Origin of the sequence: Candidatus Kuenenia stuttgartiensis (assembly GCF_900232105.1) — a bacterium.
GTDB classification, from domain to species: Bacteria; Planctomycetota; Brocadiia; order Brocadiales; family Brocadiaceae; genus Kuenenia; species Kuenenia stuttgartiensis_A.
In genome coordinates this window covers 2,994,810-3,010,196 of record NZ_LT934425.1, presented here as the reverse complement: position 1 = coordinate 3,010,196, position 15,387 = coordinate 2,994,810, and the positions used below count along the sequence as shown (strand labels likewise).

Below are 15,387 nucleotides of genomic sequence, written 5' to 3'. Positions count from 1 at the left end.
CAGAACTTTAAAAGTTGGCAAAAAAACTGTTTATTTTATTTCTACTTTGGCACCAGCTTCTTCTAATGTTTTTCTAATTTTGTCAGCGTCTTCCTTCGTCACCCCTTCTTTAACAGCCTTAGGCGCACCCTCTACAAGATCTTTCGCCTCTTTGAGGCCTAAATTTGTTTCCGCTCGAACCGCCTTAATTACTTGAATTTTGTTAGCTCCCACCTCTTTTAGAATTACATCAAAAGATGTCTTCTCTTCTTCTACGGCAGCCTCGGCTCCAGCCATAGGCATACCAACAGGCATTGCGGCTACTGCAGATGCGGAAACACCAAATTTCTTTTCGAATGCTTTTACTAATTCAGATGCCTCCAACAGTGTCATTCCCGATACTATATCTAGTACCTGCGCTATTTTCCCGGTTACATCGACTTCTTTTTCTTCCATTATTTGAGTCATTTTACACCTCCTAACTTTCAGAAACCATATACAAATTACCCATTACTTTCTTCTTTTTGTGTTTTTATCTCTTGAAATATAGTTGCTAAACTGCGCAATATACTGTTAAAAGCGGTTGCCACCCCGACTATCGGAGCATTTATACTAAATACTATTTGGGATCTAAGCACTGGCAAGGAAGGAAGCTTCGCCAAACTCTTGATAGAATCAATTGACAGTGCCTCTCCCTCAAAAAACCCACCCTGCAACGTAAAAAATGGCAAATCTTCAGAGTATTTAACTGTTTCTTTTGCCATTAATACCGGATCATCCCCGCCACTTATGATAGCAGAAGGACCATTTAGCAAACCAACTATTGCCGTCTTGCCTATTTTCTTAAACGCAACCGCTGCAAGAGAATTTTTAACAACCTCCATAAGTATCTTCTTCTGCCATAATTCATTTCGCAACTGATTAAACTGCAAAGCAGTGATACCTCTATAACCAACTACCAGATAGCTACTCTTATCATCATAACGAGAAATCAGTTCTTTTATTGTAAGTTCTTTTAATTCATTTGGCATTGTTCTGTCTATTCCCTTAGCTACACATTTTAAAATTAAATTTGCAACATTACGCCAGGACTCATCGTCGAAGAAAGTGAAACCTTCTCTATATACATCCCTTTTGCAGCCGATGGACGCAAGTTCAATATATGTTTAATAAATGTGTTTATATTGTCGGCAAGATCTGCAACGGAAAACGACAGCTTTCCAGCAATTGCATGAACATTTCCACCAGCATCATTTCTAAACTCAATTTTACCTGCTTTAAACTCCCTAACAGCTGTTTCTACATCGTCGGTTACAGTTCCCGACTTGGGAGACGGCATTTTACCCTGAGGACCTAACACTTTACCTAATTTACCAACTATTCTCATCATATCCGGAGTAGAAATTGCGACGTCAAAATCCCCCCATCCCCCCTCAACCTTTTTCACCAGATCTTCAGCACCAACCTCTTCAGCTCCTGCATCTTTCGCAATAGTTGCTTTTTCTCCAACGGCAAAAACTATCACCTTTAAACTTTTGCCAATACCCTTCGGCAAAGATATAGCACCTCTAACAAGCTGGTCTGATTGTTTTGCATCGATACCCAACTTAATTACGACTTCGACACTTTCATCGAACTTTGCAGTCTTAAAAGATTTAAGATGTTTTAAGGCATCCTCTAATTCGTATTTTTTGTTTATATCTATATGTTTTAAAGATTCTAAATATCTTTTACTTCTTTTTAGCATTTTATAAATCCTTCTGATTAAACACAACTTCTCCCATTTTCATACACTAATCCACAATTTTAAGCCCCATAGTATGAGCAGTTCCTTCTATTATCCTCATTGCACTTTCTAAATTACTAACATTTAAATCTGCCAACTTTCTAGCTGCTATTTCCCTGATTTGTTGTTTGTTAACTTGCCCAACCTTCTGCCGATTTGGCTCTGGCGAACCTTTAACAATACCTGCGGATTGTTTTAATAGCACAGAAGCAGGCGGAGACTTAATTATAAAGGTAAACGTTTTATCTTTAAAAACAGTAATCTCTGCAGGAGTTAAAATTCCCTGCAAATCTTTCGTTTTATCGTTAAACTGCTTCACAAATTGCCCGATATTTACTCCATGCTGCCCAAGTGCCGGACCAACCGGAGGTGCAGGGGTTGCCTGCCCTGCCGGACACTGCAACTTGATTTTAGCCAAAATCTCCTTTGCCATTACATTCTCCTACCTTTAAATTGACTCTACTTGCCAATATTCTAATTCAACTGGCGTTGCCCTTCCGAACACGGTAAGCATAACCTTAACGCGGCCACTCGCAGGCAAAACCTCTTCAACTATTCCATCATAATTCTCAAACGGTCCTTCTTTTATTCGTACCTTCTCGCCTTCATTAAATTCGATCTTTGCACGCGGCCTTTCTTCTTTCTGATCCAGATCAGAAAGAAGTTTTTCAACCTCATATTTGGTCATAGGCACAGGCTTACTCTGGCCGCCAATAAATTCCCCTGTGCCTGAAGTTTCGCGAATCGTAAACCAAACTTCCTTTGGAATTTGACCTTTTTCGTCTACCTCAATCTCTACCATTATGTATCCTGGATATATTTTGCGGTCAGATACCCTCTTCTTACCACCCTTAACCTCAGAAATTTTCTCACTCGGCACCAGTACATTTGTAATCAGGCTCTCCATACCCTGTGCTCTTATACGCTCTACTAAATTGTCCCTGACTTTATCTTCTCTATTGCTTTGCACACGCAAAACAAACCATTCCTTTGGCATCTATTTATAAACCTATAAAAACCTAAAAATTTCACGTCTAAAATTCAATGCGATTGCATCGCGTATAATCAAGGAATGAGTAAAATGCGCCGAAAAACCCATCAAAAGTACGTCAATCAGCACACAGGCTTTATAGTACTCCAATATACTCCATGAAGAAGGAGACGACCCAGTCTACACCTAATATAAAAAATCCTATGATTACCACAGATATAATCACAACAATCGTGGAGCCAACCAACTCATATCTTGTAGGCCATGATACTTTCTGAAGTTCATTTTGAGTTTCAACTAAAAATTCTACTGCTTTTTTTCCGCCTTCATCAATAGGCCTCAGCCCGGTTTTAAAGCCAGCAACCAAGATACAAATCAGATACCCCAGAAAAACAAAAAGCGCAACCGAACAAATTAATCCCCATGTAAGCTCAATATCTACAAGGGGAACCCTCGCATTTTCAAATATATTTGGCAATCCTATCAAGACATTGTACAACGAAATGGAAGCAAACAACGCTAGCAACCCTAACGCAATACCAACAACTATCCTGCTATAAGATCCTTGGCCCTTCTTATGAATAACAAACAATGACATTAGCTTATCTTATTACTCTTGATCTAAGATTGAAAATAATTAAATGGCAGGTCTGGAGGGATTCGAACCCCCAACACCCGGATTTGGAGTCCAGTGCTCTACCAATTAGAGCTACAGACCTTTAGTTACACCCAAACACACAGAAAACTACTTTTTATATTCTTTGTGGAACACATGCCTTCCACAGTTCTTACAAAATTTCTTCAATTCCAACTTTTCCGCCTGCTTTGCCTTTTTAGGCGTTCTGTAGTTCCTGTTGGAACATTCACGACAAACCAGGGTAATATACTCTCGCATCAACAAACCCTCAAAACCACATTATAATTTATTCAACAATTTTTGTAACGACACCTGCACCCACTGTCTTCCCACCTTCCCGAATTGCAAACCGCAGCCCCTCATCCATAGCTATCGGCGTTACCAATGCTACATTGATCTTCACGTTATCTCCAGGCATCACCATCTCCGCACCGCCTGTCAAAGTTACCACCCCGGTCACGTCAGTCGTCCTAAAATAAAACTGTGGTCTATATCCATTAAAAAAGGGAGTATGCCTTCCTCCCTCTTCCTTAGTCAATATATACACCTCCGCTTCGTATTTAGTATGCGGCGTTATACTGCCGGGTTTCGCTAACACCTGACCACGCTCCAGATCATTCTTCTCCACCCCCCGCAGCAACAATCCCAGGTTATCCCCTGCCTGTCCCTCATCCAACGTTTTGTTAAACATTTCCACACCAGTAACCACAGACTTCTTTATATCCGGCTTAATCCCAACAACATCTACTTCATCTCCTACCTTCACTCTACCCTTCTCAACCCTGCCTGTTCCAACTGTACCACGCCCTTTTATGCTAAACACATCTTCCACGGACATCAAAAACGGCTTATCTATTTCCCTTACAGGATCGGGGATGTAAGTATCCACCGCATCCATTAGTTTCAATATCGGACCACAACTCGCACATTCAGCACCTCCACATCCACACTGTGCCGCCTTCAGCGCAGAACCCTTCACTACAGGTATCTCATCCCCAGGAAAATCATATTTACTCAATAGCTCCCTTATTTCCATCTCTACAAGTTCCAACAGCTCCTGATCCTCTAACATATCCACCTTATTCAGGAACACCACAATCCTGGGAACTCCCACCTGCCTTGACAACAATATATGCTCGCGGGTCTGCGGCATCGGACCATCCGGCGCACTTACAACCAATATCGCTCCATCCATCTGCGCCGCACCTGTTATCATATTCTTTACATAATCTGCATGTCCAGGACAGTCCACATGCGCGTAATGCCTCTTCTTCGTCTCATACTCCACATGCGATATCGCTATCGTTATACCTCGTTCGCGCTCTTCAGGAGCCTTGTCAATTGAATCAAACGGCCTATCCTTCGCCAACCCCTGCTTCGACAATACATGCGTTATTACTGACGTCAGCGTTGTCTTACCATGATCCACATGCCCTATCGTACCTATGTTTAAATGCGGCTTTGTTCGCTGAAATACTTCTTTAGCCATGCGCTACCCCTTTTATCTTAATATTTTCACCATTATATAATTGCCCAAAATATATTTCCTTAAAAACTCCCACTACACATATCCACAAACTAGCAAAGACCACGACACTGCATATCAAACGCAAGCGCTGCCTGCATTTTATCTGGAGCTGCTGATGGGATTTGAACCCATGACCTCGTCCTTACCAAGGACGTGCTCCACCACTGAGCTACAGCAGCAATTGCTCATTATTCAACAAAACTATAGATACCGTTATATTTAAACTATACATACTTTTTCAAAAAAGCCAGAATTTATCAAATATAACAAAAAAAATATAAATGTCAAACAAAATAAGCCGAAACCCACAAATTATCTAAGCAATCCAAAATTAAGTAATATCAAAACATCAATTGCATCCAAATTGTTCGGCAAAAATACTTCCGTCTGAAATGATTTACATTGATTAGGAAATATTGCAAAAGTAAAACTTTTTACATTTTAAACCCTTGCATACTTAAACATGGCAAGATTAAACTTAGTGCCGCTGAAGAATTACAACATACATTAATAATGCAACGTATACGATATTATACGTACCATGTTGAACGAAAGACTTTCTCGATAATTATAAAATTTTATACGAATTTTTCAAAAGCGGGCGATGGGAATCGAACCCACATGACTAGCTTGGAAGGCTAGGGCTCTACCATTGAGCTACGCCCGCAAACAAAGCATCATTTATGACATTTTTTCAAAAGACATCAAAAACCAAGATAGTTTGCGAAACCTAGATATTATTCAAAAAAAACGAATATTTTGCTGTCAAGCCAATATGGCAATATGTTCCAGAAGAACCTCTTTTTAGTTTCCCTCCCCAACAACCCCAAGAAAATGTCTGTCCGTCAATAAAAAAAGGTTCGCAGACAATTCAGCGATAACTATTCAGCGTAATTTATTAAACTACCGGAGATCAGAGCGCAACTCGTTCCCAAACAGATACTTCACTATGTTCAGTACAAGGTTTGGGAACGAGCCGTGTATCGTTTATGCTGAATAGTTACATTTATTAAGACTATGCAAAAACTCAAAATGATATTGCGTGATTACTTTGCTGACTAAAATTTTTAACTTTTGGAAGGTCATTCAGAAATCATCTATTGCTACACCTTTAAATATACTCAAGAAGTTCACAAAATGTGATTTCAGAAATGCTATAACTATTTATGTTAACAAAAGTTAAATCTAATCTAGAAATCTCTATTTGTGAACCCCTACAATATAGCATACAAACTACGTCACTATTTAAAATTTCAATACCAAAGAGAGAAATGCAAACAGCAAGATTTTGTTTTCCGTTCCAGAGAGACCTCGTAATTGTTTTCCTGTTTTTGTTCTGGTAAGTGGCATTGTTTTAGTTTTCTTCAGACATAAATATAAGATGGTGGGTGGAGGAGGATTCGAACCTCCGAAGGCTATGCCAACAGATTTACAGTCTGTCCCCTTTGGCCACTCGGGTATCCACCCTTTTGCGGTCGAACATCTTACTTTAATGTTTTTCCAAACAAAATTCATTCGGCACAGATTATACGTCCAATAACCTTAATTACAATAAAATCTTTTAGTTATTAAAAAATAATAAATTACAAAGCTAGCGGTGGGACTCGAACCCACAACCTGCGGTTTACAAAACCGCTGCTCCGCCATTGAGCTACGCTAGCACAGCGAAATTTCGATGATATCAAAACATTAACATTATTCAAGCAAAATTTATACTTATGCCAATTTGTTTTAAAAGTTTTTAATAATTTTTTACTAAATGAGGTAGATGTCCAAATGATAAATAGTTTTGTCAAAAAAACGCAGCAGAAAATATTTTGAAAATCATACATCAGGCAGGACATGAACTTAAGACGTTTCAATACTTTTGCGCCCACAAAAGACAAGCGACCCTGAACCCTTTGCAAAAATACAACGGGGCAAAAAGGCACTTTTGCAATAAAACATCTGCAATGTCAGCGATTCCTTCGTTTCAACATCAATGCTTTTCCCACACCCATGTTTCAACGAGAACTCGTCGATAACTATTTTAAAGTCAACGCTAAATGACTTTTTAAAAACATGTTATTGTAAGATATTTTCAATATAGCTTTCGTAATTTCTTTTCATTTCACCAATGCTATCGCCTCCAAACTTCTCCGTAAAAGCCCTGGCTATTTCAAAAGCTATCATTGCTTCACAAACAACAGACGCGGCAGGAACCGCACAAATATCTGATCTCTCATATGAAGCGGCTACCGGTTCCTTTGTCAGTAAATCAACAGACCTTAAAGACTTTTTTAATGTTGGGATAGGTTTCATATACGCCCTCACAACAATAGGCTCTCCGTTGCTTATCCCACCTTCTATCCCCCCCGCATTATTTGTCCTCCTTTCAAAACCTCCGGTTAATGTCTTTTTTTGCTTCGGATACCCATAAAATATTTCATCATGCGCTTCCGATCCAAATTTGTTTGCAATGTCAAAACCAGTACCGATTTCAACCGCTTTAATCGCCTGAACAGACATAATTGCAAAAGCAAGTCTTGCATCCAATTTCAAATCCCACTGCGTATGATTCCCAATCCCGATTGGTAAACCATTTGCCACCACCTCTATTATTCCGCCAAGTGAGTCACTCATTTCAACCGCCCGTTTTATCTTTTCAACAATTTTACTTTCGATTTCACGATCAATGCAATATATTGCGCTATCATCACGGATTTTGACCGCCGTCTCTATAGTATCTTCTAATTGTTTTTCAGAATTGATTCCTCCGATACCTTTGACATAACCAAAAACCTTTATCCCAAAATGCGAAAGCAATATTTTACACACAGCGCCAACTGCTACCCTTGCGGCAGTTTCCCTTGCGCTCGCACGCTCCAATATATTCCTTGCATCTTTATGTCCATATTTTATTACGCCTGCCAAATCCGCATGACCAGGGCGCGGTCGTGTAACAACTGGAAGCGCATCAATCTTATAATCGCTGTTTTTTATCATTAAACAAATAGGGCTGCCCAACGTGATATTATTTCTTACCCCTGAAAGAATTTCCACACAATCTGCTTCTATTTTCATTCTTCCACCTCTGCCAACGCCTCCTTGTCTGCGCCTTAATTCTCTATCTATCAATTCTTTATCAAGAAAAATACCCGCCGGGAAACCTTCCAAAACAGAAACCATGCATTTTCCATGAGATTCTCCTGCTGTTTTAAAATATAACATTCAACGCCTCCGGTAATGATAAATTATTAATTGCTTAATGCAATTTAATTGTGCTAGAATTTCAGGATTATATACATAATCATTTTAAATAACAATTCGAATTCAAAGTTATAATGTACAAATTCTTTATTACCCTCCGTTATTTACGCAGCAGGAAAATTTCTTTTTTTGCAGTAGCCGGTGTTGCAGTAGGCGTTATGACATTAATTGTTGTCCTTTCTGTTATGAATGGGTTCGATCAGGAATTACGTAGCAGAATAAGAGGAACGTTAACACACATTATCATTACAAAAGGAGGCATGTATGGCCTTGAAAATTATACACAGGTGATGGAGAAAGTAAAAGCAACCGAACATGTATCTTCCTGTGCTCCCTTTGTCGAAGGGCCTGCTCTTATAAAAATACGTGGAAGAAAGGAATTTGTATATTTTAAAGGAATTAATCCCGTTGAAGAGGCAACCGTTGGCGATTTTAAGGCTTTTTTATCCCCTTTCAGGAAAGAACCTGAAGATTTACAAAAAACTCATGGAGAAAACCAAACCGCTAGCGCATTTTGTGGTATAGAACTACTGAGGGTTAGTCCGGGTGACCCGGAAACAGACCCAATAAGTTTTGTGCAGGAAGGCGAGCAAATAGTGCTGGTTACGTTAAAAAACTGGGACAAAATCAGTGTAAAAGCATTTGTTATTGAAGGAACATTTAAATCGGGAATGTACGATTACGACAAGAATTATGTGTATATTCCTCTTGCTGCTGCACAAGAATTGACGGGTATAAAAGAAAGGGACGCCGTATCCGGAATAAGCGTAAAACTTCATGATTACCGCTATGCAAATGAAGTGCGTGACAAGTTGCAATCTTCATTGGGCTTTGAATATTATGTGCAAACATGGGAGGATGCCAGGAGGACATTTTTGACCGCTGTAATGCTAGAAAGGCGTGTAATGGCATTTATACTCTTTTTTATCATCGTTGTTGCAGGCTTTAATATATTGGCAATTCTGACGATGATTGTATTGGAAAAATCCAAAGACATTGGCATACTAAAAGCATTAGGAGCTACCACACAAGGTATTATGTCCATTTTTCTATTGAACGGACTATTCATTGGCAGCATTGGATCCTGCGTGGGAGCTGCTATAGGATTTTCCGTTGTCTTGCGTATTAATTGGCTGGAAAGCATATTATATAATATGACAGGCTGGAGGCCATTCCCACCTGAAGTATATTACTTTGACCAGATACCTACTGTCATCAAACCGGCAAGCATTATGATTACTATATTCATCGCAATACTCAGCAGTGTGATTTTTAGCATATATCCCGCTATAAGGGCGGCAAGGCTAGATCCCGTTGAAACCCTACGGTATGAATAACTTCCTCAAAAGAAATCAAATTTGTTGACAACTGATAAAATTGCTGTTAGCATTTCCTTCTGTTTTAGAAGAGAAAATGTTATTAATGTATATTTAAAGTGTCTCTCCGATCATATTTAATTACGCGAACATCTCAAGATTCGTTTAAACGACATATGATTTTATTTTATTTTTAAAAATTCGTAGTTTTGTCATGGTAAATTATTACAATATCCTGGAAGTGCATGAAGAAGTAAGCGCTGAAGAAATAAAACGCTCATTCAGAACCCTGATTAAAAAATTCCATCCCGATATAAATGGCTCAAACAAAAAATGGGCGGAATCAAAAACAAAAATTATTATTCAGGCGTATAAAACTCTTTCCGATACTCATTCCCGCAAACAATATGATACGCTTCACAAACATTCCCAAAACAAACAGAACACCGTTCGGGACGCAAAGCCCAAAACATCCTCCACTAAATCAGAAAAAATCAGCATGGAAATTCGTATTATTTTTTCCGACCTTCTCAATGGGTACACAAGTAGCGCTATTGAGAAATATGAGTATTTGCTAAATACTTCCCCTGATACGGACTTCTTCCTCCACCTTAACCATCGGGATTTTATCGATTGCAAATTTTTGCTGGCAGAGGCTTATGAAAAATCCGGCGAATATGAACTTTCAATAAAACTTTACGAGTACATACTGGAAAAAGGGAAACAGGCTGCTTATCGGCAACATCTGCTGGAGGAGACAAAAGAAAGAATCAGAAATATTTATTGCCGTAAATTAGCAAAAAAATCCTCCCCGGATAAAGCCCTTATACATTATCAAAATTTACTCAAATTGGACTTATGCAAAAACGAACAGGCGTTTGTTTACAAAAAAATGGCCGAATGCTCTCTTAAATTACAGGACTACGAAAACGCTTTAAAGTATCTTCATGTTGCATTATCCCTAAAACCAAAACTTCAGGGATTAAATAAACTGAGAATAAATCTTAATCAATACCTGCAGAATTGTTTTATATAAAATAAAATTTATGAAAACAACACAACCGTTACTGACCACCAACATTTCACAGCTTAAATTACACAACCGCGGAAAAGTTCGTGATATTTACGAAGTTAATAATGATTTGCTTATCGTTACCACAGACCGTATTTCCGCATTTGACGTGGTTCTCCCAAACGGGATTCCCTATAAAGGACAGGTGCTTACAGGATTGTCAGAATATTGGTTTCATTATACTGCCGATGTCACTGAGAACCACCTCATTACCACTGATATCGATTCTATTGATAATACATTTGTCAGACACCATAAAGACATCCTTCAGGGCCGGTCTATGCTTGTGAAAAAAGTAAACGTTATCCCGGTAGAATGTATTATCCGTGGATACCTGGCAGGTTCCGGCTGGAAAGAATACCAAAAATTCCAATCAATTTGCGGAATAAAGCTGCCTGCCGGGTTAAAAGAATCGGACAAACTCCCTGAACCCATATTTACTCCTTCAACAAAAGCACATACCGGCCATGATGAAAACATACCGGTTTCTGAAGTAATCAATCTGATCGGAAAAACGCTCACCGATGAATTAAAGGAGAAAAGTCTCAAAATCTATTCGAAGGCAAGTGAATATGCAAAAAGCAGAGGAATCATTATTTGTGACACAAAATTTGAGTGGGGCATAACGAATAACAATAAAACGATGCTTATTGATGAGGTACTTACCCCTGATTCTTCGAGATTTTGGCCGCTTGAATTCTATACACCAGGAAAACCACAGCCGTCATACGACAAGCAATTCATACGCGACTATTTAGAAAGCATACATTGGGATAAAAATCCACCAGCACCAGCACTTCCGCCCGACATAATCCAGAAAACATCTGAAAAGTATCTGAATGCATATAAAACGTTAACTGGCAAGAGTCTTATTTAACTCTTACGAACTAATGATGAAGGTTCACCCAAATACATTGGCGGCATATCTTGAAGTAGCCAAACAAGCAGCCATGGAAGCAGGCGACGTCCTGAAAAAATATTTCAGAAAGTTAGATGCTTCTATGATTGAAGAAAAAGCCGCAAATGATTTTGTCACGGATGTAGACAGAAGGTCTGAACAAATCATCAAAAATCACATCATTACGCATTTCAGCGATCATGCCATATTGGCGGAAGAGTCTGAAACACAAACAAATACCTCTCCCTTTTTATGGATCATCGACCCATTAGACGGCACTGCAAACTACATCCACGGTGTGCCGGCTTTTGCTATCTCAATCGCTTTGGAAATAAAGGGAGAACTCTGCGTGGGGATTGTATATGATCCTATAAAAGACGATATCTTTTCCGCAGTAAAGGGACAAGGTGCATCAAAAAATGGCAAAACCCATACATGTTTCTCTCCAGAAAAATCTGAATGACTCTCTTATCGCAACCGGTTTTCCATTCAGAAAGAAAAACATTGTTGACACCTATGTAAAGATATTCAGGGAATTGCTTAACCATGCCTCTGACATGAGAAGATGCGGTTCTGCAAGCCTGGATCTTGCATATACCGCGGATGGGATTTTCGGCGGTTTTTTTGAATATGCATTATCGCCATGGGATATTGCCGCTGGCGTTCTTTTAGTTCAGGAAGCCGGGGGAATAACCACTGATTTTAATGGTAAAAACAACTATCTTAAAACCGGCAACATCATTGCCGGTTCTAAGATAATCCACAATGAACTACTGAAAATAATTCAGTCCAACGACCCCAATTACTTCGAAAAATAGCGTACAGATAACCCTGCTTATTAAATCCACAAAACACTCATTTTTAAAGAGCCGAGGCTTCTTAACTTATTGATAAAACCACACTTGATTTTGGTAACACTCTAGTTTTTTGAAACTGGAAATTGTTATTTGTAGTGCGACTAACCTCATCGTACTACATGAATTTATATGGCTTTAATGGGCTTAGATATCAAGTGGGGAAGAAACATCAACCGCTTTATACTATGCGGCAAGCAGCGCTATTCAGGAACATTGTTAAATAATCCATGTATAGTTATCTCTTATCGCAAAATGCACATAGAATCTATTGAACGGAAAACGGCTGTTTTGGCAAGACCAACTTTGAAATGTTTGAGTCAGGTCGCAACAATTAACCCTACAATAGGGTGCAGCCATCAATGCGCATATTGCTATGCAAGGGGATATTCAATCTATCCTGGAGATGGTAAGGTACTTGTGTATGAAAATATGGCCGAAAAGTTAAAAAAAGAATTGCCACGACGCAGAAAACTACCAAAATATGTCTTTTTCAGTTCTTCGAGTGATGCCCTTCAGCCGATTCCTCAGGTAATAAATTTGTCGTATGAATTAATGCAGACCCTGTTAGAATATAATATTGGTATAAATCTCCTTACAAAAGGACGGATACCAATAAAATTTCTTGACCTGTTTAAAAGACATAAAAAATTAGTACATATTCAGATAGGTATTACCACATTAAACCGGAATATACAAAGAATCATAGAACCTTACGCCGCCACTCCAGGCGAAAGAATACGGAACATTGAACAATTGTGCAACGTGGGGATTGTGCCGGAAGTGAAATTAGACCCCCTTATACCGGGAATAACCGACACAAAAACCAACTTAACCGCATTATTCAGAGTTTTGCAGAAATATGAGGTAAACGCTATGGGCATTAATTATCTCTTTTTAAGACCATTTATTAAGAAAAATCTCTATAAATCTCTCAGGAAAACCTCTTTATGGGAAGAGATAAATGCACATTACCAAAATGGCAGTTCCATCAACCTGCTGGCAGAAAAATCACGTGTACAGGCACTGGATGTACACTATAGAAAAAATAGTTACCACGCTATTGATGAACTGGCAGGTCTTTATAAAATAAGCGCTTATGTTTGCGGTTGCAAGAATCCTGATATCACGGAAGAACCATTATGTGATATAAATTGGGGAAAACATTTTCAAGATACCCCGAAACAAAAAGGTTTGTTTGCCTCACAAATTCTTACAGAAAAAATTTTTTAATGGTATGTTTTGCCGTCTTTTGTAAATAATGAAAACAAGAAGATAGCCCGATGTATCGAACAGGAGATAATCAGACGGCGAATATTCATATAAGTTAGCCAATAGTAATACTATACGTAAATTAACCTTTTGTTTTTACCTGAGAAACAATCCTTAGAGAAAAAATGCCCTGGCAGAGAAATATGGAAGTAAATAAGTCGTATATTTAGTGTATGTAAGTTGTTATATACCACATGCTATATTGTCTTTATAAAAACAAATAATGCTGCATTGGCCTGCCTATTTAATTGCTTGACAAAAAATAGGTGACATTTATAATGACTTTTGAGGTCTTTGAGGTCTGAAAATGTTCGAGAATAATAAATTTTTGAACAGGCCTTTGTAATGGCAAAGTAATTTTTCCTCCATAGTTATTGTTTTGGAGTAGCAGATATGAATTATTTCAAAACAGCGGTTCTACTCGTAGTATTAACCCTGATACTCGTTTGGGCCGGAAGTATTTTTGGCGGTAGGCAGGGGGCGGTTTTTGCTTTTGCGATTGCAATGGGGATGAATTTTTTTAGTTATTGGTACAGTGATAAAATCGTCCTGAAAATATACCGTGCACGCCAGATTACAGGACAAGATTCACCGAAGTATTTTGCGCTGGTGAAAGAACTCACCGCAAATGCCGCATTGCCCATGCCAAATTTGTATATTATCCCCACTCAGGCGATGAATGCCTTTGCCACCGGTAGAAACCCTGGGCACGCCGCCATAGCAGTCACGGAAGGGTTGTTAAACTCTTTAACGCATGAAGAGTTAAAAGGCGTCCTGGCACATGAGCTTTCTCACGTTAAAAACAGAGATATTTTAATATGTACTATTGTTGCGACGATAGCCGGCGCAATTACCATGCTGGCGAATATGGCGCAATGGACTGCCATGTTTGGCGGCTTTGGAAGGCATGATGATGACGATAGCGGGGGAGGAGGCGTAGTCGGTCTCATAGCTCTCGCCATAGTAGCTCCTATTGCTGCTTTGCTGATACAAATGGCTATATCACGTTCAAGAGAATATGCCGCGGATAAAAGCGGAGCGCTTATGGCACGTAATCCGGCAGGATTGGCTAGCGCCCTTGAAAAACTGCACCAGGCCGCGAGGGTCAGGCCGTTAGATGCGGGAACGTCATCCGCACATCTGTTTATAGTAAATCCATTAAGCGGTCGTTCATTTGCTTCGCTTTTTAGTACGCATCCGCCAATTGAGGAGAGAGTAAAAAGGCTTCGATCAATGGCGTAAATTGGGTTTATCCAAGGGGGATAATTATTGCAGTATAATTATCCGTGACATGATTTAGTATGCCAGCCGAAGGGAAGGTGATGTCTGATTTGGTTTTTGATAAATAATACAGACTCAATCACTTATTCACCGTATTGAATTGTGTCAAAACAACTTAACTTTAGTAAAATGATTTTTTTTCTTTGGAGGAACATTGATGGTGCACTATACATGTGATATGTGTGGGAAACCGTTACTTGCGGGTGAGGATATACGTTATGTTGTAAAAATTGAAGTATACGCTACTTGCGACGCAATGGATACAGAAGATGACCTTGATGAAGAACTTTGGGAAATGGAAGATGACGATGATGACGACGACGATGAAAATGACCGGGTGGATGGGGAAGAGCTTGGTGATGATAGAGAGGAAGAAGAGTACAAAACATTCCGCTTTGATTTGTGTCATAAGTGTCATAAAAAATATTTACAAGACCCCCTGTTTTTAAAATCATGGAATAGAACACGATTTTCAGAAAATTAGTTTTTTTATACTTTATTTACAAAAACAACCACTTCCTTTA

Annotated in this window: 17 protein-coding genes and 5 tRNA genes; 8 read left to right on the top strand and 14 right to left on the bottom strand. The window is 39.0% G+C overall.

Annotated elements, in window-relative coordinates:
• Positions 1 to 30 precede the first annotated feature (30 nt).
• From rplL to aroC, 14 genes are all read right to left on the bottom strand, one after another.
• A complete protein-coding gene (gene rplL, locus KSMBR1_RS14015) occupies positions 31 to 435 on the bottom strand; it encodes a 50S ribosomal protein L7/L12 (RefSeq protein WP_230408083.1) in 405 nt (134 codons plus the stop codon).
• Between the two features lie 47 nt (positions 436 to 482).
• The gene (gene rplJ, locus KSMBR1_RS14010) at positions 483 to 1,010 is read right to left on the bottom strand and encodes a 50S ribosomal protein L10 (protein ID WP_099325880.1); all 528 of its coding nucleotides are present in this window, start codon (positions 1,008 to 1,010) and stop codon (positions 483 to 485) included.
• A 35-nt stretch (positions 1,011 to 1,045) separates the two neighbouring features.
• Positions 1,046 to 1,726 carry a 50S ribosomal protein L1 gene (rplA, locus tag KSMBR1_RS14005; RefSeq protein ID WP_099325879.1) on the bottom strand — a complete coding sequence of 227 codons (681 nt, stop codon included), beginning with the start codon at positions 1,724 to 1,726 and terminating at the stop codon, positions 1,046 to 1,048.
• A gap of 46 nt (positions 1,727 to 1,772) precedes the next feature.
• The gene (gene rplK / locus KSMBR1_RS14000; RefSeq protein ID WP_099325878.1) at positions 1,773 to 2,198 is read right to left on the bottom strand and encodes a 50S ribosomal protein L11; all 426 of its coding nucleotides are present in this window, start codon (positions 2,196 to 2,198) and stop codon (positions 1,773 to 1,775) included.
• A gap of 15 nt (positions 2,199 to 2,213) precedes the next feature.
• On the bottom strand, positions 2,214 to 2,762 hold the full coding sequence (gene nusG, locus KSMBR1_RS13995; protein WP_099325877.1) for a transcription termination/antitermination protein NusG: 549 nt from the start codon (positions 2,760 to 2,762) through the stop codon (positions 2,214 to 2,216).
• A gap of 130 nt (positions 2,763 to 2,892) precedes the next feature.
• The gene (secE, locus tag KSMBR1_RS13990; protein WP_099325876.1) at positions 2,893 to 3,354 is read right to left on the bottom strand and encodes a preprotein translocase subunit SecE; all 462 of its coding nucleotides are present in this window, start codon (positions 3,352 to 3,354) and stop codon (positions 2,893 to 2,895) included.
• 44 nt (positions 3,355 to 3,398) lie between these two features.
• A tRNA-Trp gene (locus KSMBR1_RS13985) sits at positions 3,399 to 3,475 on the bottom strand.
• A 26-nt stretch (positions 3,476 to 3,501) separates the two neighbouring features.
• Positions 3,502 to 3,651 (bottom strand): 50S ribosomal protein L33, encoded by a 150-nt coding sequence (rpmG, locus tag KSMBR1_RS13980; RefSeq protein ID WP_099325875.1) that lies wholly within the window; start codon positions 3,649 to 3,651, stop codon positions 3,502 to 3,504.
• Between the two features lie 28 nt (positions 3,652 to 3,679).
• On the bottom strand, positions 3,680 to 4,882 hold the full coding sequence (tuf, locus tag KSMBR1_RS13975) for an elongation factor Tu (RefSeq protein ID WP_099325874.1): 1,203 nt from the start codon (positions 4,880 to 4,882) through the stop codon (positions 3,680 to 3,682).
• A gap of 143 nt (positions 4,883 to 5,025) precedes the next feature.
• Positions 5,026 to 5,100: transfer RNA gene (locus KSMBR1_RS13970), tRNA-Thr, on the bottom strand.
• A gap of 417 nt (positions 5,101 to 5,517) precedes the next feature.
• Positions 5,518 to 5,588 (bottom strand) — tRNA-Gly (locus tag KSMBR1_RS13965).
• Between the two features lie 715 nt (positions 5,589 to 6,303).
• Positions 6,304 to 6,388: transfer RNA gene (locus KSMBR1_RS13960), tRNA-Tyr, on the bottom strand.
• A 122-nt stretch (positions 6,389 to 6,510) separates the two neighbouring features.
• Positions 6,511 to 6,582: transfer RNA gene (locus tag KSMBR1_RS13955), tRNA-Thr, on the bottom strand.
• Positions 6,583 to 6,985: 403 nt separating this feature from the next.
• Positions 6,986 to 8,131 carry a chorismate synthase gene (gene aroC / locus KSMBR1_RS13950; RefSeq protein WP_099325873.1) on the bottom strand — a complete coding sequence of 382 codons (1,146 nt, stop codon included), beginning with the start codon at positions 8,129 to 8,131 and terminating at the stop codon, positions 6,986 to 6,988.
• A gap of 113 nt (positions 8,132 to 8,244) precedes the next feature.
• Between aroC and KSMBR1_RS13945 the strand changes: the two genes are divergently transcribed.
• The 8 genes from KSMBR1_RS13945 (at position 8,245) to KSMBR1_RS21145 (ending at position 15,347) form a co-directional block, all read left to right on the top strand.
• Positions 8,245 to 9,507: an ABC transporter permease gene (locus tag KSMBR1_RS13945; RefSeq protein ID WP_099325872.1), complete on the top strand. Its 1,263-nt coding sequence runs from the start codon at positions 8,245 to 8,247 to the stop codon at positions 9,505 to 9,507.
• A 193-nt stretch (positions 9,508 to 9,700) separates the two neighbouring features.
• Entirely contained in the window at positions 9,701 to 10,522 is an 822-nt protein-coding gene (locus KSMBR1_RS13940; RefSeq protein WP_099325871.1) for a J domain-containing protein, read from the top strand.
• Between the two features lie 10 nt (positions 10,523 to 10,532).
• Complete coding sequence (locus tag KSMBR1_RS13935) at positions 10,533 to 11,435, top strand: phosphoribosylaminoimidazolesuccinocarboxamide synthase (protein ID WP_099325870.1); 903 nt, start codon at positions 10,533 to 10,535, stop codon at positions 11,433 to 11,435.
• A gap of 13 nt (positions 11,436 to 11,448) precedes the next feature.
• Complete coding sequence (locus tag KSMBR1_RS22065) at positions 11,449 to 11,919, top strand: inositol monophosphatase family protein (protein WP_197705209.1); 471 nt, start codon at positions 11,449 to 11,451, stop codon at positions 11,917 to 11,919.
• Positions 11,876 to 12,274, top strand: a complete 399-nt coding sequence (locus KSMBR1_RS22060; RefSeq protein WP_197705208.1) for an inositol monophosphatase family protein — start codon at positions 11,876 to 11,878, stop codon at positions 12,272 to 12,274. The genes KSMBR1_RS22065 and KSMBR1_RS22060 overlap by 44 nt, the downstream gene beginning before the upstream one ends.
• Before the next feature lie 168 nt (positions 12,275 to 12,442).
• Positions 12,443 to 13,543: an SPL family radical SAM protein gene (locus tag KSMBR1_RS13925; protein WP_099325869.1), complete on the top strand. Its 1,101-nt coding sequence runs from the start codon at positions 12,443 to 12,445 to the stop codon at positions 13,541 to 13,543.
• Between the two features lie 432 nt (positions 13,544 to 13,975).
• Positions 13,976 to 14,824 (top strand): zinc metalloprotease HtpX, encoded by an 849-nt coding sequence (gene htpX / locus KSMBR1_RS13920; protein ID WP_099325868.1) that lies wholly within the window; start codon positions 13,976 to 13,978, stop codon positions 14,822 to 14,824.
• Between the two features lie 196 nt (positions 14,825 to 15,020).
• Positions 15,021 to 15,347: a hypothetical protein gene (locus tag KSMBR1_RS21145; protein WP_157820621.1), complete on the top strand. Its 327-nt coding sequence runs from the start codon at positions 15,021 to 15,023 to the stop codon at positions 15,345 to 15,347.
• Positions 15,348 to 15,387: the final 40 nt, after the last annotated feature.